The organism is Thalassospira xiamenensis M-5 = DSM 17429 (assembly GCF_000300235.2).
Classification (GTDB): domain Bacteria; phylum Pseudomonadota; class Alphaproteobacteria; order Rhodospirillales; family Thalassospiraceae; genus Thalassospira; species Thalassospira xiamenensis.
In genome coordinates, this window is the sequence record NZ_CP004388.1 from 4,008,412 (window position 1) to 4,026,042 (window position 17,631).

General features: G+C 55.1%; 17 protein-coding genes and 1 pseudogene. 4 read left to right on the forward strand and 14 right to left on the reverse strand.

Going from position 1 to position 17,631, the window contains the following annotated elements; genetic code table 11:
- Nucleotides 1–8: 8 nt before the first annotated feature.
- The 10 genes from ureC to TH3_RS18565 form a co-directional block, all read right to left on the reverse strand.
- Complete coding sequence (gene ureC, locus TH3_RS18520; RefSeq protein WP_007088865.1) at nt 9–1,718, reverse strand: urease subunit alpha; 1,710 nt, start codon at nt 1,716–1,718, stop codon at nt 9–11.
- 2 nt (nt 1,719–1,720) lie between these two features.
- A complete protein-coding gene (locus TH3_RS18525; protein WP_007088864.1) occupies nt 1,721–2,032 on the reverse strand; it encodes an urease subunit beta in 312 nt (103 codons plus the stop codon).
- 16 nt (nt 2,033–2,048) lie between these two features.
- Complete coding sequence (locus TH3_RS18530; protein WP_007088863.1) at nt 2,049–2,351, reverse strand: urease subunit gamma; 303 nt, start codon at nt 2,349–2,351, stop codon at nt 2,049–2,051.
- 9 nt (nt 2,352–2,360) lie between these two features.
- On the reverse strand, nt 2,361–3,227 hold the full coding sequence (locus TH3_RS18535) for an urease accessory protein UreD (RefSeq protein ID WP_139328061.1): 867 nt from the start codon (nt 3,225–3,227) through the stop codon (nt 2,361–2,363).
- A gap of 222 nt (nt 3,228–3,449) precedes the next feature.
- Nucleotides 3,450–4,145, reverse strand: a complete 696-nt coding sequence (urtE, locus tag TH3_RS18540; protein ID WP_007088861.1) for an urea ABC transporter ATP-binding subunit UrtE — start codon at nt 4,143–4,145, stop codon at nt 3,450–3,452.
- A gap of 2 nt (nt 4,146–4,147) precedes the next feature.
- Nucleotides 4,148–4,939, reverse strand: coding sequence for an urea ABC transporter ATP-binding protein UrtD (gene urtD, locus TH3_RS18545; RefSeq protein ID WP_007088860.1), 792 nt, complete (start codon nt 4,937–4,939; stop codon nt 4,148–4,150).
- Entirely contained in the window at nt 4,936–6,123 is a 1,188-nt protein-coding gene (urtC, locus tag TH3_RS18550; RefSeq protein WP_007088859.1) for an urea ABC transporter permease subunit UrtC, read from the reverse strand. Before urtC ends, urtD begins: the two co-directional genes overlap by 4 nt.
- A gap of 3 nt (nt 6,124–6,126) precedes the next feature.
- Nucleotides 6,127–7,821, reverse strand: a complete 1,695-nt coding sequence (gene urtB, locus TH3_RS18555; protein WP_007088858.1) for an urea ABC transporter permease subunit UrtB — start codon at nt 7,819–7,821, stop codon at nt 6,127–6,129.
- Between the two features lie 116 nt (nt 7,822–7,937).
- Entirely contained in the window at nt 7,938–9,212 is a 1,275-nt protein-coding gene (urtA, locus tag TH3_RS18560; protein ID WP_007088857.1) for an urea ABC transporter substrate-binding protein, read from the reverse strand.
- Between the two features lie 355 nt (nt 9,213–9,567).
- Nucleotides 9,568–10,512, reverse strand: a complete 945-nt coding sequence (locus TH3_RS18565; RefSeq protein WP_040061250.1) for a LysR family transcriptional regulator — start codon at nt 10,510–10,512, stop codon at nt 9,568–9,570.
- A gap of 104 nt (nt 10,513–10,616) precedes the next feature.
- Here TH3_RS18565 and TH3_RS18570 point away from each other — a divergent pair, with 104 nt between their 5' ends.
- The gene (locus TH3_RS18570; RefSeq protein ID WP_007088855.1) at nt 10,617–11,600 is read left to right on the forward strand and encodes an MBL fold metallo-hydrolase; all 984 of its coding nucleotides are present in this window, start codon (nt 10,617–10,619) and stop codon (nt 11,598–11,600) included.
- 92 nt (nt 11,601–11,692) lie between these two features.
- Here the strand turns inward: TH3_RS18570 and TH3_RS18575 are convergent, their stop codons facing one another.
- Nucleotides 11,693–12,889: a urate hydroxylase PuuD gene (locus tag TH3_RS18575; protein WP_007088854.1), complete on the reverse strand. Its 1,197-nt coding sequence runs from the start codon at nt 12,887–12,889 to the stop codon at nt 11,693–11,695.
- A 261-nt stretch (nt 12,890–13,150) separates the two neighbouring features.
- Between TH3_RS18575 and TH3_RS18580 the strand changes: the two are divergent.
- Nucleotides 13,151–13,771 (forward strand): annotated as a pseudogene (locus TH3_RS18580) (LysR family transcriptional regulator); the annotation flags it as partial.
- Between the two features lie 128 nt (nt 13,772–13,899).
- Nucleotides 13,900–14,064 (forward strand): LysR substrate-binding domain-containing protein, encoded by a 165-nt coding sequence (locus TH3_RS23480; protein WP_267958679.1) that lies wholly within the window; start codon nt 13,900–13,902, stop codon nt 14,062–14,064.
- A 64-nt stretch (nt 14,065–14,128) separates the two neighbouring features.
- Here the strand turns inward: TH3_RS23480 and TH3_RS18585 are convergent, their stop codons facing one another.
- The 3 genes from TH3_RS18585 to TH3_RS18595 all read right to left on the reverse strand — a co-directional run bounded on the left by TH3_RS18585 (nt 14,129) and on the right by TH3_RS18595 (nt 16,977).
- The gene (locus TH3_RS18585) at nt 14,129–15,166 is read right to left on the reverse strand and encodes a histone deacetylase family protein (protein ID WP_007088852.1); all 1,038 of its coding nucleotides are present in this window, start codon (nt 15,164–15,166) and stop codon (nt 14,129–14,131) included.
- Between the two features lie 75 nt (nt 15,167–15,241).
- Complete coding sequence (locus tag TH3_RS18590) at nt 15,242–16,417, reverse strand: methyl-accepting chemotaxis protein (protein ID WP_007088851.1); 1,176 nt, start codon at nt 16,415–16,417, stop codon at nt 15,242–15,244.
- 26 nt (nt 16,418–16,443) lie between these two features.
- Complete coding sequence (locus TH3_RS18595; RefSeq protein ID WP_007088850.1) at nt 16,444–16,977, reverse strand: PAS domain-containing protein; 534 nt, start codon at nt 16,975–16,977, stop codon at nt 16,444–16,446.
- A gap of 266 nt (nt 16,978–17,243) precedes the next feature.
- Here TH3_RS18595 and TH3_RS18600 point away from each other — a divergent pair, with 266 nt between their 5' ends.
- Complete coding sequence (locus tag TH3_RS18600) at nt 17,244–17,627, forward strand: hypothetical protein (RefSeq protein WP_007088849.1); 384 nt, start codon at nt 17,244–17,246, stop codon at nt 17,625–17,627.
- Nucleotides 17,628–17,631: the final 4 nt, after the last annotated feature.

The window sequence follows — 17,631 nt, forward strand, 5'->3', positions numbered from 1 at the left end:
CCGGGCTCCTAGAACAGGAAGTAACGCTGTGCCATCGGCACGCGATCAACCGGCTGGCAGGTCAGAAGTTCGCCATCGGCACGGACCTGATAGGTTTCCGGATCGACTTCCATTTTCGGCAGGGCATCGTTCAGTTTCATGTCCTTTTTGCCGATATTGCGCGTGTTCGAAACCGCCAGAAGCTGCTTTGCCAGACCAAACTCGGCGGCAATCCCGGCATCGATCCCGGCCTGGGACACGAACGAGAAGCTCGATTTCGACAATGCCGAACCATAGGCGCCAAACATCGGGCGATAATGAACCGGCTGCGGTGTCGGGATCGAGGCATTCGGATCCCCCATCGCCGCCCCGATGATCATGCCGGCCTTGATGATCATGTCGGGTTTGACGCCAAAGAACATCGGTTTCCAGACCACGATATCGGCGATCTTGCCGACCTCGATTGATCCGACATGCGATGCGATCCCCTGCGCGATTGCCGGGTTGATCGTGTATTTCGCGACATAACGCTTGGCACGGAAATTATCATTCCCCGGCCCGTCTTCCGACAGGTTGCCACGCTGCTTTTTCATCTTGTCCGCCGTCTGCCAGGTGCGCGAAATGACTTCGCCCACGCGGCCCATGGCCTGACTGTCCGATGAAATGATCGAAAACGCGCCAAGGTCATGCAGGATATCCTCCGCCGCGATGGTTTCACGGCGAATACGGCTTTCGGCAAAGGCGACGTCTTCGGGGATTTTCGGATCAAGGTGATGGCACACCATCAGCATATCAAGATGCTCGTCGATGGTATTGACCGTAAAGGGTCGCGTCGGGTTGGTCGAACTTGGCAGAACGTTGGCCTCGCCGCACAGCTTGATGATATCGGGTGCATGGCCGCCACCGGCCCCTTCGGTGTGGAAGGTATGAATGGTGCGGCCCTTGAACGATGCGCGGGTATGTTCGACAAAACCACTTTCATTCAGCGTATCGGTATGGATCATCACCTGCACGTCAAGGTCATCGGCCACCGACAGGCAGGTATCAATCGCCGCCGGGGTCGTGCCCCAGTCTTCATGCAGTTTAAGCCCGCAAACACCGGCTTTGACCTGTTCGATCAATGATCCCGGCAGGGTCGCATTGCCCTTGCCAAAGAAACCGATATTCATCGGCAATCCGTCGGCGGCCTGCAACATGCGGGCAATGTGCCACGGGCCGGGTGTGCAGGTGGTGGCGTTCGTGCCCGCCGCCGGGCCGGTCCCGCCGCCCAGCATCGTGGTCACACCGGAATACAGCGCATCTTCGACCTGCTGTGGGCAAATCCAGTGAATATGGGCGTCAATCCCGCCTGCGGTGATGATGTTGCCTTCACCGGCAATCACCTCGGTTCCCGGACCGATGATGATATCGACACCGGGCTGCACATCGGGGTTTCCGGCCTTGCCGATCCCGGCAATGCGGCCATCGCGAATGCCGATATCGGCCTTGATGATACCGGTATAATCAAGGATCAGCGCGTTGGTGATCACGGTATCGACCGATCCCTCGGCCCGCGATGCCTGCGACTGGCCCATGCCGTCGCGGATGACCTTGCCACCGCCGAATTTGACTTCTTCGCCAAGGATCGTGAAATCCTGTTCGACCTCGATCAAAAGCTCGGTATCGGCCAATCGGACCTTGTCGCCCACGGTCGGGCCAAACATGGCGGCATAGGATGCGCGATCAATTTCATAAGCCATTTTTACGCTCCCAGCTTGCCGTTGATTTTGGCATTAAAGCCATAGACCACACCCGACCCGGCATATTTCACCAGATTGACCTCCCGCGTCTGGCCCGGCTCGAACCGAACGGCGGTTCCGGCCGGGATATCAAGGCGAAAACCACGCGCGGCCTCGCGATCAAAATCAAGACCCGGATTGGTTTCATAAAAATGATAGTGCGATCCGACCTGCACCGGGCGGTCCCCGGTATTGGCGACGGTCAGTGTTTTGGTTTCGCGATCCTGATTAAGGATCAGGCTGCCTTCTTTGGTAATGATTTCACCTGGAATCATGGCCTGTTTCCTTTGCCTAGCGGATCGGTTCGTGAACGGTCACAAGCTTCGTCCCATCGGGAAATGTCGCTTCGACCTGAATTTCGTGGATCATTTCGGCAATGCCATCCATCACCTGATCACGCGTGATCACGGTCGCCCCGTCGCGCATCAGATCGGCAACCGATTTGCCGTCGCGCGCGCCTTCGACCACAAAATCCGTGATCAGGGCGATGGCTTCGGGATGGTTCAGTTTCACACCGCGCTCAAGGCGGCGTCGCGCCACCATGGCAGCCATTGAAACCAGCAATTTGTCCTTTTCGCGTGGCGTCAGATTCATGCCGTTCTCCTAAATTTCCCAAAGACGCGGCAGGCGCGCCGGAAGTCCCCTTGTTTCATGGCGGAACTGTTTCCACCACGCGCCGTAAACCCGGCGCCATTTCATCGGATCGCGCGCCATGAAACGCGTGACCACAATCCCCTTCATCGCCGTTGCCGCACACAACACATCCGTATCCGTCAAACCCTCGGATGCGCGCACAAGACAATCGCGGGCAATATCAAGCTTATCTTCGGCACCCTGCCCGACCAGAATGGCGGTCGCCGCCGCCCGCGCACCATCAAACGATGCGGGATGATCCAACATGCGCAAAACATCACCTTCCAGATGCAGCGCATCGCGCCAGACCGGCCGCCCGTCAATCGACACATCCCATGCATCACGTGCCAGCCCGGTCGTGAAAACCTCACCGCGGGCAAGGCGGCCAAACACCATGATTTCCCCGGCCATCACCTGCCCGGAACCGACAACGGAAACCGTCGTCTTGCGGCGCAGACGCGCCTGATCAAACAGGATGGTTTCATGGGGCAACCATTCCAGCCAGCCGCTATCTTCAGCCACCAGATCAACCGACATCACGCAATCAGGTCCGGCGGAACGGTAAATCTTTTCGGCGGCCTGGGCGGTAAATAGCGCAGATGCCCCTGCCTTGACCCGGCCTTCAAATGCCAGATGATCGCCCCCCACCATGCCACCCGACGTCGTCACCAGAACGGCAGTCACCAGATCCCCGGCAACCGGCCGCGGGAACAGGATTTTCATCGGGTCGCGGTAATAAAGATGATCAAGGGTCGCAAACCCCGCACCCGGCGCGCCCGGCTTGAACGCAACCTCGGCCCGGCCATCGGTGACGATCGGGTTGGAAGCATCTGACATTTGCGGTTCCGCCTTCAAATCGCTGCGAACCGGGTTTTCGAATTTGCGAAGCTGCACAAAGCCACCTGAATATTTCAGTCGCACAACCGGTTAACCCATGGTCAGACCGGTTGGCCCATCGGCAAGCACAGCAAGATACGGGCCAAACCGCGCCGCCCGCAATCGCGCCACTTGCAGGGCCGTGTCCAATTTCCCCATGCGCAAAATTTTGGCAAATGCTGATCAAACAGTCAGATGGGACCGGACCTTTTCGCGGTCCAAAGTATCCTTTGCCCCCGCCAGCACCACCTCGCCACGTTCCAGCACGACAATCTCGTCGGCCAGTTCATGGGCGAAATCGAAATACTGTTCGACCAGAAGGATCGCCATATCGCCTCGATCCGCCAGCTGTTTGATCACGCGCTGGATATCCTTGATGATCGATGGCTGAATGCCTTCCGTCGGTTCGTCCAGCACAAGAAGCCGCGGGCGTGTCACCAATGCCCGCCCAATGGCAAGCTGCTGCTGCTGCCCGCCCGAAAGATCGCCGCCACGACGGCCCAGCATGTCGCGCAGGACCGGGAACAGTTCAAAAATCTCGTCGGGGATATGACGAAGGGCGCGCGGAAGGGCGGCAAACCCGGTTTCAAGGTTTTCCTTCACGGTCAGAAGCGGAAAAATCTCGCGCCCCTGGGGCACAATTGCAATCCCCGATGCTGATCGTTTCCAGGCCGGATCACGCGAAATGTTTTTACCTTCCCAGGTGATGTTGCCATCGGCAATCGGATGTTGCCCGACAACGGCGCGCATCAACGATGTTTTACCGACACCGTTGCGCCCCAGAACCGCCGTGACCTTGCCGGTTTCGGCACTAAGCGACACCTTGCGAAGCGCGTGCGACGCGCCATAAAACAGATCGATATTGGCAACTTCCAGCATGATCAGCGCCCCAAATATACTTCGATGACCCGCGGGTCTTTCTGAACATGGTCAAGGCGGCCTTCGGCCAGAACCGATCCTTCGTGCAGGACCGTCACCTTGCAATCAAGGTCGCGGACAAATTCCATGTCATGTTCGACAACCACAACCGACCGGTCCGTTGCAATGGATCGCAGCAATTTCGCGGTCTGTTCGGTTTCGGAATCCGTCATGCCGGCAACCGGTTCATCCACCAGAAGCAATTCCGGCTCCTGCATTAGCAACATGCCAATCTCAAGCCACTGTTTTTGCCCGTGCGACAGGTTGGCTGCCGTCTCGCCCCGCTTGTCGGTCAGCATGATGGTTTCAAGCGTCTGTTCGATGCGGCGTTTTTCGTCATTGCCCAAGCGATGGAAAAGCGCCTGAAACACCCCCCGCCCGCCCGAACAGGCCAGCAGCAGATTGTCAAACACCGTATGGCTTTCAAACACGGTCGGCTTCTGGAACTTGCGTCCAATGCCAAGGTTTGCGATCTCGGCCTCGTCCAGTTTGGTCAGGTCGACTTCGCTTCGGAACATCACATCTCCGGTATCAGGCCGGGTTTTACCGGTGATGATATCCATCATCGTCGTCTTGCCCGCCCCGTTCGGGCCGATAATCGCGCGAAGTTCACCCGGCTCGACATAAAAGGACAGGCTATTGAGTGCACGGAACCCGTCAAAGGTGACGGAAACGCCATCGACATAAAGGATGGTGTTGGCTTGGGCCGCCTTGCGTTCGGCCTGCTCGATCATGATTTCGGCTGCCTCGCTCATGCCTTGCCTCCTTCGTTTGCGCGCCCGTTCAGGAAACGCTTGCGCAGGGTGCTAAACGCCGATTGCCGGTCCGGTGACCCAAATGCCGGGACCGCACCGATCACACCCTTTGGCAGGAACAGGGTCACGGCGATGAACAACCCGCCAAGGAAGAACAGCCAGAAATCAGGCATCACACCGGTAAAGAAGGTTTTGGCATAGTTCACGATGAACGCCCCCAACACCGCACCATACAGCGTACCGCGCCCGCCAACCGCCACCCAGATAACGATTTCAATCGACAATGCCGGGGCAAATTCACCCGGATTGATGATGCCGACCTGCGGCACATAGAGCGATCCGGCAATCCCGGCCATGACGGCCGATACGGTAAAGACGAACAGTTTGTAATATTCGACCCGGTAACCGGTAAAACGCACACGCGCCTCGGCATCGCGGATGGCGATCAACACCTTGCCCAGACGGGAATTGGTGATGCAGCGCGCAACGACGTAACAGATGCCAAGCATCACACAGGATACAACGAACAAGGTCGCCCGCGTACCATCCGATTGCAGGGAAAATCCAAGCAGATCCTTGAAATCGGTCAGGCCATTATTGCCGCCAAAGCCCATGTCATTGCGGAAGAATGCCAGCAACAGCGCATAGGTCATTGCCTGGGTTATGATCGAAAGATACACACCGGCTACCCGCGACCGGAAGGCAAGGAAACCAAACACAAAGGCCAGAAGCCCCGGCACGAACATTGCCATCACGATGGCAAACCAGAACATGTCAAAGCCGTACCAGTACCACGGCAATTCGGTCCAGTTCAGGAACACCATGAAATCGGGCAATTCCGGGTTACCATAAACCCCGCGGTCCCTGATCTGGCGCATCAGATACATGCCCATGGCATAACCGCCAAGCGCAAAGAACGCCCCGTGACCAAGGCTTAGGATCCCGCAGAACCCCCAGATCAGATCAACCGAAAGCGCCAGCAACGCATAGCAAAGATATTTGCCGAGCAGACTCATCATCCATGTCGGAACATGAAAGGCCGATCCTTCGGGCACGATCAGATTGCCAACCGGGATCAGAACCGATGCCGCAATCAGGATCGCAAGCAGGATCATCCCGCCACGATCCCGCAACAGCCACCCGATCACCGGCGTCATTTGGTATTTCGTGCGATAGTCGGTCATATATCAGGCCTCCACCGCGCGACCCTTAAGGGCAAACAGGCCCTTTGGTCGTTTCTGGATAAACAGGATCAGCGCAATCAGAACAAAGATTTTCGCCAGCACCGCCCCCGCCGCCGGTTCAAGGAACTTGTTCACAATGCCAAGACTGAATGCGCCAAGGACCGTGCCCCAAAGATTGCCAACCCCGCCAAACACCACGACCATGAAACTGTCGATGATGTATGTCTGACCAAGGTTCGGACTGACGTTTGAAATCTGGCTAAGCGCGACACCGGCTATCCCGGCAATCCCCGAACCAAGCCCGAATGTCAGGGCATCGACATAACCGGTGCGGATGCCAACCGATCCCGCCATTCGGCGGTTCTGGGTCACGGCACGCATTTGCAGACCAAAGGCGGTATAGCGCAGCACAATCGCGATCCCGCCGACCACAATCAGGCTGAACAGGATGATCCAAAGGCGGTTGTAGGTCAGGACCAGACCGCTTGACAGCTCAAGCGCGCCACTCATGAAATCGGGTGCGGTAACCTGCTGGTTGGTTGCGCCAAAGATGCTTCGGATCGCCTGTTGCAAAACAAGGCTCACCCCCCATGTCGCCAGAAGCGTTTCAAGCGGACGCCCATACAGGAAGCGGATCACGCACCGTTCGATCACAATACCGACCAGCCCCGCGACAACAAATGCCGCAGGTACCGCAATCACCAACGACCACGGCGAACCGGACGGGAAGACAGATGAAAAAATCTGCTGCACGACAAAGGTGGTGTAGGCACCGATCATGATCATTTCGCCGTGCGCCATATTGATCACGCCCATCACGCCAAAGGTAATGGCAAGACCAACCGCGGCAAGTAACAGGACAGAACCAAGGCTGATACCGCGATATACATCGCCCAGCGTCTGCCACATCGAAAGTCGCCCCTCGACATCGGCGAGCGCGTCTTTGGCGGCGGCAACGACTTCGGGCTGATACCCTTCGGCTTCGGCACTGGCAACGAATTGCGACAATACCGCACGGATTTGCGGTGTGGTTTCGCTGGCCAGCACTTCGATGGCCGTCAGGCGTTCCTCGGTGGTTTCACCAGCCGCCAGCGCCATGGTTGCCCGTGCAAGCTCCATCCGCGCCAAAAGTGTCGCATCTTCTTCACGTTCGATCGCGCGGATCAGCAATGGCAACATCGACGGATCGCGGGCATCCATGACCTGTTCAACGGCAGCGGTACGGATACCGATATCCTGACTAAACAGGTTAAGGGCCGCCAACGCATCGCGCAGCGCACCGCGCAAACGGTTGTTGATCTTGATCTTGTCGAGTTCTCCGGAACCGCTTTCGCCCACCACCTCGCCGCTGACGACATCGATATGGCTCCAGACCTTGCCCTTTTTTTCGCCAATCACGACATGCTCGTCGCTGGCACGCACAAACAGATTTCCTTCAAGCATCGCATTCAGGATCGGCGCCACACGGGGGTCGCCATCGGCCGCCATGGCCTCGATTGCGGCAAGCTTTTTGGTCGAACTTTTATCGTTCAGCTGTTCCGTTACATTGCGCAGTTCTTCGTCGCTAAATGCGTGTGCTGGCTGCGGAAATGCCAGCGTCATAACCGCGCAAATTGCGGCAACAGCAAACAGAGCGGACAGGGAATTTTTTGCGCGGAAACAGAAACGGCACAGGACAGCGGTCATGACAGTACGCATGGTCACCAAGCCTTTGAAAATCGGATGTCAGAAAATTACAAAAAGAATAGTCGCCCGATGATAAGGGCAACGAAAAACAGGCTGGCTGCATCAACAGCCAGCCTGTCCAATCCCGATCAGTACATCGGTTTTTCACAGTTGCCGCAGACCCACGGATAGGTCCAGTCGGCGGTCAGCTTCGCGCTTTCGGGCAGGAAGTCCGACCATGCATCGCCAACGACGGTGCCTTCGGTTTCCCAAACGATGTCAAACTGGCCATCATCCTGCACTTCGCCGATCAGAACCGGCTTGGACAGATGATGGTTGGTGTTCATGACAGCGATGCCACCGGTCAGGTTCGCAACTTCCTGGCCATACATGGCCTGACGGACGGCATCAACATCGGTGGTGCCAGCCTGTTCAACAGCCTGTTTCCACATGTTGAAACCGATATAGGTTGCTTCCATCGGATCGTTGGTTACGCGTTTTTCGTCACCGATAAAGGCATGCCATTTTTCGATGAAGGCCGTGTTGGCATCGGCTTCAACCGACTGGAAATAGTTCCAGGCCGCCAGATGACCGACCAGCGGCGAGGTATCGATACCAGCCAGTTCTTCTTCACCGACCGAGAAGGCAACAACCGGAATGTCTTCGGCTTTGATGCCCTGGTTGGCGAGTTCCTTGTAGAACGGCACGTTGGCGTCACCGTTAATGGTCGAAACCACCGCGGTTTTCTTGCCGGTGGATGCGAATGCCTTCACATCGGCAACAATCGACTGCCAGTCGGAATGACCGAACGGGGTGTAATTCTCCATGATGTCTTCATCGGAGATACCCTTGCCATTCAGGTAGGAACGCAGGATTTTGTTGGTCGTTCGAGGATAGACATAGTCCGTTCCCAGAAGAACGATACGCTCGGCACCGCCGCCATCTTCGCTCATCAGGTAGTCAACAGCCGGGATTGCCTGCTGGTTCGGCGCGGCACCGGTATAGAACACGTTGCGCGAGCTTTCCTCGCCCTCGTACTGAACCGGATAGAACAGCATGCTGTTCAGTTCCTCGAACACCGGCAGAACCGACTTGCGCGAGACCGAGGTCCAGCAGCCGAACACGACATCGACCTTGTCTTTTTCAATCAGTTCACGTGCTTTTTCGGCAAAAAGCGGCCAATCCGACGCCGGATCGACAACAACTGCCTCAACCTGTTTCCCCAACAGGCCACCATTTTTATTCAGATCGTCCACCAGCATCAGGACCGTGTCCTTCAGCGTGGTTTCCGAAATCGCCATCGTCCCAGAAAGAGAGTGCAGAACGCCGACTTTAATCGTATCAGCGGCCTGGGCATTTGACATGGTCATTGCAGACCAAGCCAAGGCCCCTGCGCCCATAAGCGCCTGAAGCTTCTTATTCATTCTATTGCCTCCACTGCGAGTTTATTGCACCGCAGTGTTGCTTGCTAAAATCGTGCCAGATTCCGAATAATATGCTACAACGCCAGAAATCGCGGCGACTCAACGCAATATCCAACTATTTAACAGGCAGAAAATGGAAAATATTTGCGCTACACGCGATTTCAATGATCACTTTTCGATCATTAATTAAAATTTGATTATTTTTTAATCACGTTGACCTTGGGCTTCTTCCCCCTTATCTGAGGGGCGGAAGTTTCGCCTTTCTGCGGTTATTGCACCACAATGCCCATAGGCCGAAGCATCCCGCCCCGCCGGTTCGCCGGCGGGGTTGTTTATATATGACAATGCGGAACAATCATTGCGCCGCGATGGCAGGCAGATCCGTTGAAATGTCACCGATCACCGATCTGATCTGATTGCGCAACCAGACCAGCCCGACATCTTTATCCGCCCAGATCGGCCAGTTCATGGTTACCGGCGGGAAATTCAGTGGAATGGGCATTTCACAGAATACCAGCCCGAATAAGGGCGCATATTGCGCCGCAATCCTGCGCGGTACAGTCGCAACAATCGGGGCATTCCGGGCAGCGGCAAGCAACGGCATGAAATCTGGTGCGGCCAGAACAACATCAAGATCGATGCCAATCGCACGTAATGCATCCCCAACGCAGCCTTCGACATTTCCGGTCTGAGACAGAACCGCGTGGCGCGCGCCAAGGTATGTTTCGCGCGATAAAGGCAGTGTCAGCTTGCACATATCGGGGTTAAAGCAACACGCAACACTGGACTCAAACAGCACTTCGCCGATCTGGCGAGACTCCTTGCATCCGATTGCCAGATCGATTTCACCTGCATTCAACATCAGATCGACCGTTTCAACCGTAATCGAACGACTTACCAGACGCACACCGGGTGCGGTTGATTGCAAATGGTGCACCAATGCTGGCAACAGGACCATTTCCATTTCGCCAGTGATACCAATGCGAAATATGCGATCTGCCGTGTCCGGATCAAAACTGTCCGTCGCCTGAAGCGCACTTTGTGCCTGCGTCAAAGCCGCCCGAACCGGCCCGGCAAGGGCCCGCGCCTTTGCGGTTGGCTGCATTTTCTGTCCGACACGGACAAAAAGATCATCCTGCAACAGCATCCGGAGCGTTGATAAATTGTGGCTCATGGCGGACTGACCAATCCGCAATTTTTCCGCAGATTTTGTGACGCTCAGCTCTTGCATCATTGCGTCAAACGCAATCATGAGGTTGAGGTCAAATGACCTTAAATTGAAATGATCAATAGTATCCATGACCCACATCGATTTGATTACTGACTGATTGGAACATAGCCTTTCCCTATCGCGTTACAAGCTGCCGGTTAAATCCCGGCATTTGATTGAGGGAGAATATTCTGATGCTGTCACGCAGAGACATGCTTAAAGGTTCGCTCGCTGCCGCTGCCATCGGGGCGACGGCCAGCACCGTTTTTATTCCATTGCGCGCCGCAGCCAAGGCACCATTGGTTGGCACACAGGCGCCGGGCTATTACCGCCTGATGGTGGGCAACGTCGAAGTTACCGCACTTTCGGATGGCACCGGGCAGTTTCCACTTGCCGATCTGTATCTCAATACCAGCCCCGAACACGCACGCACGGCCCTTGCCAATGCATTTCAGGGAACTCCGACATCGACATCGGTTAATGCCTATCTTCTAAACTTCGGTGATCGTCTTGTGCTGCTGGATGCCGGGACCAGCGACCTGTTGGGACCTGCCCTTGGCAAATTACCGGCCAATATCATCGCATCGGGCTATCACCCCGATCAGATTGATGATGTGGTGATTACCCACATTCATACTGATCACACTGGCGGACTGACGTTTAACGGCAAGAAAGCCTTTCCCAACGCTACGGTGCATTTACCGAAACTTGATGCCGAATACTGGCTAAGCACGCAAAATCGCAACAAGGCCCCGGAAAATGCCAAGCAATATTTTGATCAGGCCGTCCTATCGACCAAGCCCTATATCGACAGCGGCACACTTTCGACTTTCGAAACCAATGGCTCGCCGGTGCCGGGCCTGATCAATTCAACACATCGTCCGGGGCACACACCGGGGCACAGCGCCCTTTGGTTTGAAAGCAAAGGCGAAAAGTTCGTTTATTGGGGCGACATCACCCACGGCGATGTCATCCAGTTTGATGAACCGGGCGTCTCGATTGCCTTTGATGTTAATCCCGCTCAGGCGATCATCACCCGTGAAGCCGCCTTTGCCGAAGCCGTATCGGAAAAATATCTGGTTGCCGGGTGCCATATCGCCTTCCCGGGCATTGGGCATGTCATCGAAGACAGCACGATGTTTGACTGGGTGCCGATGAACTATCGCGCTGACGTCTGATCAGGCTCCCCACGCGCATTTAAGACGCCAGACGAAAAAGGGCGACCTGCATCACGCAGGCCGCCCTTGATTTCCGTCATCAACAGAACCGGCTATTCCGGCATCCCGGCACGGATCCACTGCCCCAGTTGCCCCCGTTCCTCGTCCGTCATTTCGGTCATGTTGCCAAGCGGCATGGCACGCCCGATGACGGCCTGTGCCAGAACGCGCTGCGCATTGGCTTTGACCTGTGCGATGTCATCAAACATTACGCCCATCGGCGCCTCGTCAAAGCCTTCATCGGTCGGGTTGGCAGAATGACAGGCCGTGCAGCGGGTCTGAACAATCGCCAGCGCATGATCGCCGGTGATGATTTCCTGATCGGCCAGCTTGGCGGCATCGGGATCATAGGACGCAAACATCGCTAGGATCGCCATGCCCACCGCAGCCGATGGCAGTTGCCATGCAATCGCCTTGCCGCTGCCCCCGGCATTACGCGTGTTGAAGAAATGGCGCACCAACCCACCAATGATCAGGATCAGACCGACAATCAGCCAAGACTGATTATGGGAAAACAGCATCGAATAATGGTTGCTGATCATCATCAGCAACACCGGAAGCGTCAGATAGTTGTTATGCGTGGACCGTTGCTTGGCCTGCAATCCCAGGGCCGGATCGGGTTTCTCGCCCGCCATCAGACTGGCGACGACCTTTTTCTGGTTAGGGATAATGATGCGAAACACATTGGCGGCCATGATCGTACCCAGCATCGCACCAACATGGATGAACGCCCCACGACCACTAAACACATGGGTAAAGCCATAGGCCGCAACCATCGCCAGAATGAACACGCCAATCGCAAGTTTTCCGGTGCTTTGGCCAATCGGACTTTTGCACATCAGATCGTAAATCACCCAACCGGCAAACAGGCTGGCAAGCCCGATCAGGATGGCATCCCATTTGCCAAGCGGCATGACATTCGGATCGATCAGATAGCTCTCCGCACTCCAGTAATACATTGTCACCAGAAGCGCAAAACCGGTCAGCCAGGTGAAATAGGCCTCATACTTGAACCAGTGCAGTTCGGGCGGCATGGATTTCGGCGCAACCATCCATTTATTCACATGGTAAAACCCGCCGCCATGGACCATCCAGGCTTCGCCATAAACGCCTTCATCCATGCCCGGACGCTTACGCAGGCTCAGATCCAGCCAGACGAAGTAAAAGGATGAACCGATCCACGCGATACCGGTAATCAAATGCGCCCAGCGCAGGATCAGATTGATCCAGTCCTGAAACAGAATATCCACCCGTTGAAACCTCCGTCTTGCAGGGCGTCGCTCATACCGCCCCGCTGCCCCCTTGCCGGTGATGCGCATCATGCGACCGCACTGATCCGGAATTATTCCAATCAGAGTCCTAACATAGCGTATCCGGGTGCTCTATTATTAAGGGCAGGTGCATAATCGAAATGACTTTCAAGTTATTTTTTAAAATGGCACAGTAGCCGTCAGGATTTGGAAACACACAAATTCAGAAAATAAAAAAGCTGTATCAGGAGCCCGTAACCCATGTCCGACTTTGAGGACATCCAGATTTTTGTCCGCGTAGCCGAACTTGGAAACCTGTCTGCCGCCGGGCGCGAGCTGCGCCATTCGGCGGCGGTCGTTTCAAACCGGATTGCGCGCCTTGAAGAACGGCTGGGTGTTCGGCTTTTGAACCGCACAACGCGCCGGGTCAATCTGACGACCGAGGGCGATGTTTATTACCGGCACTGCCTGCGCATTCTGGCCGAAATGCAGGAAGCCGAAAATGCCATCGCCAATCAGAAAAACACCACGCGCGGTCCGGTCACGCTGACGTGCCCGATTGCGTTTGGCAACAAATATGTCGCCCCTATCATCCCGAAATTTGTTGAAAAAAACCCGGACGTTCAGATCAGGCTACACCTTTCCGACCGGTTGCTGGACCTGCTGCAGGACAAGGTCGATCTCGCCATTCGCATTGCCGAGTTAAAGGAAAGCTCTTTGATCGTGCGCAAGCTTGCAGCCAATAAACGTATGCTGGTGGCAAACCCGGCCTATCTGAAACGACATGGCATTCCCAAGGCGCCGGGCGATTTGTTGCATCACAACTGCCTGTTGTTGCGTTTTCCCGGATCACGGCAATATCAATGGACCCTTCATGGTGCCGAGACGGAAGGCCCGGTAACCCTGTCGGTTTCCGGATCCATGGATTCAGACAATGGTGAAGTGCTGACCCCTGGTGCCTTGATGGGCATGGCATCGCGCTTAAATCCCACTGGGAAGTCGGCGACCATATCCGCAACGGCCAGCTTCAGGTGGTTCTGCCCGATTATACGCCTCCAGCCCATGCGGTTTACGCGCTTTATCCCGAAAACCGTTACCTGCCAACACGTGTGCGGGCATTTGTCGATTTTCTGGTAAGCGAGTTTGGCGGGACACCGCCATGGGATAAGAGCTGATACAAATCCGTATATCCACAAAACGCTCCGATAGATGCAAGGCGTTTTGAGGCTTTTGTTTGTATTACTTTTTGATTTCGGACAGATACCCACCCAGCACAGCCGCGACATTGAAACCGATGACGTCATGGGCATAACCACCTTCCATGACAAAGACGGTTTTCAATCCCAATCGCCCGATCATCTGGCCAATCCGTTTAAAATCATCGGTTTGCAGTTTGAAATCGCACAGCGTTTCGGCCTCATGAGCATCAACGCCGAGCGCGATTACCAAAGCTTGCGGCTGCCAGGTGATAATTTTTTGAATAGCCTTTGCAAAACCTTGTGACCACGGCCCGAAATCCGATCCGCCGGGAAGCACGATATTCAGGTTCGCCCCCTGCCCGTCCAGACGACCGGTTTCGTTTTCATAACCCATAAAGAACGGGAATTGATGCTTGGGATCTGCGTGGATCGACACGGTCAGAACATCACCACGGTCATAGAAAATATCCTGCGTTCCGTTACCGTGATGGTAATCGATATCAAGGATCGCGACCTTTTTCGCACCTTTGGTAATCATCTGCTGGGCGGCAATGGCAGAGTTATTAAGGAAGCAATATCCGCCATAACGATTGGCATGTGCATGATGCCCCGGCGGGCGGGTCAGGGCAAAGGATGCCTCTCCATCGTTCCAAACGGCTTCGGCCGCCGACACCACGGTTTGTGCGCCCCAATAGGCCGCCTTCCATGTCCCCTTGGTGATCGGGGTATCCGATGAAATGGCATATTGCCCAAGACGCGCGCTGATATGAGCGGGATAACCACCGGAAAAACCGGCTGTCGGCCAGACATAGGGAAAAGCATCATGATCATTGCCTGCGGCATTCCAGTCCGCCCAAGCGTTTTCAAGAAAGGACAGATAATCCGCATCATGAATGGCGGCAATCGGTGCCATGCCATGATCGGTCGGGTCAACCAGCTGCGCCTGTACGGAATGGGCCACCGCATCGCGGATGATTGCCATCCGGCGGGAATTTTCAAAGCATGGAATCAAACGCCCATGGTGCATTTCACCATTCCCGTCATGGGCATCGTGGCGGGAATTAAAAAACACACGCATGACTGACTTCCTTTCCGGCAAAGACGATAAGGGGCATCTATCCCCTTATCGTAGCAGAAAGTTCTTAACAGGTAGCTATTTGCGCGCGGTGCTGTACAGCAGTTCGGCGATGGTATCGAGGAACCCGCCCAGCTGCTTGCGCAGATTTTCAGACTCCCGCGCCAGTTTGCCCGCCATATCGCGGGTGGTATCGGCGGCCTCGCCAGTCTGACCGGCCATTTCGGAAACCACGGTGATATTGTCGGTCACTTCCTGTGCGCCGCTGGATGCCTGTTCGACATTGCGGGTGATGTTTGATGACAATGCCGTCTGGGTTTCAACATTATTCGAAATCAGATCCGAACGGATGGCCAGATCATCAATGACAGATGCAATCTCGCGGATCGAATTGACCGATGCCTCGATTGCATTCTGGATGTCCTGTACTTTTTCCTCAATCGATTCCGTTGCCTTGCTGGTCTGGTTGGCAAGGCCCTTGACCTCGTTTGCGACCACGGCAAAGCCCTTGCCCGCCTCGCCTGCACGGGCCGCCTCGATGGTCGCATTCAGAGCCAGAAGGTTGGTCTGTGCCGCGATATCGCGGATAAAGCTGACAACTTCGACAATCTCGCCTGCTGCTGCTTCGAGCTGGCCGATACGCCCATCCGTTTCCTGTGCCAGGCCATTCGCACGATTGGCAATTTCTACCGATTCACGAGCCTGATCGGCAACAGTGCGGATCGACTGATTGAGTTCTTCGGATGCCTCGGACACACCAGCAACATTGGCCGCCGTTTGACGGGCCGCGGCGGCAACGTTTGTCGAACGCGAACTGGTTTCATGTGCAATACGATTGGCGTCACCCGATGCGCTTGAAAGCGCACCCGCGGCCTCGGCAATCTGATCAACGGCTTCGAATGAACCGCTTTTGAATTCTTCAACGATGGTATTGAAACCGGTCAGTTTTTGTTCAATCGACGCGGTCGCCGCATTGATTTTCTGTGCCGACGTCAGATAGGCCCCGACAAGCCCGGTTTCGACAATCCGACGATAATACCGGTTTTCAGAAACAGCCCCCATCGAAGCCGCACTTTCGCGCAAGAAAGCGTCATTTCGGTCAATCAACCTGTTGATCGCGATGAAAAGTTCGCGCATGTCGGGATGACTGTCGACGCTGGTTATGCGCGCTTCGTAATCCCCTTCGGCCGCGGCCAGAACAACGTCCAGTGCCTTTTTGATCCCCGATTTGCTAGAACCACCAAATAGCGACATTTTGAAACCTCGAATTAGCAAACAGCCTAAAGGCTTTGAATGAATTTGTCGTATGCCAGACCGGCATCTGAAAGCTTTTGCGCCAGAGCTTTTTCCGCGGCGATCATGCCGTCCTTACGATTGGCGGTGCTTTCTTCGATCTGGCGGAGTTCCGCATAAAGCGGGATGATCGTGTCTTTAAGAACCTTTGGATCAGCCACCCGACGGTTCGAGTGGTAGCCGATGATTTTGCCATTCGCGTCAAGACTGGGCGTGATATGGGCGTACACCCAGTAATGATCGCCATTCTTTGACATGTTGACGACATAAGCGAAGATCTCGTGACCGGCGGCGATTTCATCCCACAGCAATTTGAAAACACAGCGCGGCATATCGGGATGACGAATAAGCGAATGAGGCTGCCCGAGAACTTCCTTTTCATGGTAGTCAGATAGACGCAGGAAAACCTCGTTAGCATATGTAATCCGGCCTTTAAGGTCAGTTTTGCTGACGATCAGTTCTTCCGGCTCGAAATGACGTTCCTTGCCCGTTGGCTTGGCCCTGACTGGCGTTTGGCTCACGTTTCTTTCCCCGATTTTCTGTCCGATTACCTGCTATTTTAGATCACAGCAGTTTGAATGCCCGGATACCATGTAACGATATATCCGAGAATGATAAATGTAAAATATCCATGTGATACATAGACTAAGCGTGATGATAAAAATTAGATAAATATAATTGGCGCCCACAATCCCAACATACAATAGTAGGATCGACCAACGATCATGTCTTGTCAGGCGGTCATCCTTTTGATCTTCTGATAAGGGGGTGTTTGCAGGGAAGCAACATGACAAAAGATCTTCGGGACTTTCCATTTCGCGTGGTGATCCATGAAAAGCGCTCTGCCCAGGGCGTGCTTGACTGGCTGGACAAGAATATCCGCAGCGACAGATGGACCATGGGCATTCGCAATATCGAACTGCCGCGCGCGACCCAATCCGCCCCCATCGTCGATCTGGTGATCTATTTTTCCCGGCGGGAGGATATGGAGCTTTTTCGCGAACGCTGGGCGGGTAAAACGCGCGAGCACAAGGTCAAACTGAAATTCTGGCGCGCTGCACTTTATGCCTTGCTACACCCGAAGATGGAAATGATCGCCTACGAAAAAGTCGATGACAGCCCAAAACGCATCCGTCCGGGGGATCCGGAAACAAGCATCAAGAACCCCTGAAACG

Coding starts and splice junctions, on each gene's coding strand:
- ureC (WP_007088865.1), bottom strand. CDS start 1,718: ATGGCTTATGAAATTGATCGCGCATCCTATGCCGCCATGTTTGGCCCG.
- TH3_RS18525 (WP_007088864.1), bottom strand. CDS start 2,032: ATGATTCCAGGTGAAATCATTACCAAAGAAGGCAGCCTGATCCTTAAT.
- TH3_RS18530 (WP_007088863.1), bottom strand. CDS start 2,351: ATGAATCTGACGCCACGCGAAAAGGACAAATTGCTGGTTTCAATGGCT.
- TH3_RS18535 (WP_139328061.1), bottom strand. CDS start 3,227: ATGTCAGATGCTTCCAACCCGATCGTCACCGATGGCCGGGCCGAGGTT.
- urtE (WP_007088861.1), bottom strand. CDS start 4,145: ATGCTGGAAGTTGCCAATATCGATCTGTTTTATGGCGCGTCGCACGCG.
- urtD (WP_007088860.1), bottom strand. CDS start 4,939: ATGAGCGAGGCAGCCGAAATCATGATCGAGCAGGCCGAACGCAAGGCG.
- urtC (WP_007088859.1), bottom strand. CDS start 6,123: ATGACCGACTATCGCACGAAATACCAAATGACGCCGGTGATCGGGTGG.
- urtB (WP_007088858.1), bottom strand. CDS start 7,821: ATGCGTACTGTCATGACCGCTGTCCTGTGCCGTTTCTGTTTCCGCGCA.
- urtA (WP_007088857.1), bottom strand. CDS start 9,212: ATGAATAAGAAGCTTCAGGCGCTTATGGGCGCAGGGGCCTTGGCTTGG.
- TH3_RS18565 (WP_040061250.1), bottom strand. CDS start 10,512: ATGGATACTATTGATCATTTCAATTTAAGGTCATTTGACCTCAACCTC.
- TH3_RS18570 (WP_007088855.1), top strand. CDS start 10,617: ATGCTGTCACGCAGAGACATGCTTAAAGGTTCGCTCGCTGCCGCTGCC.
- TH3_RS18585 (WP_007088852.1), bottom strand. CDS start 15,166: ATGCGTGTGTTTTTTAATTCCCGCCACGATGCCCATGACGGGAATGGT.
- TH3_RS18590 (WP_007088851.1), bottom strand. CDS start 16,417: ATGTCGCTATTTGGTGGTTCTAGCAAATCGGGGATCAAAAAGGCACTG.
- TH3_RS18600 (WP_007088849.1), top strand. CDS start 17,244: ATGACAAAAGATCTTCGGGACTTTCCATTTCGCGTGGTGATCCATGAA.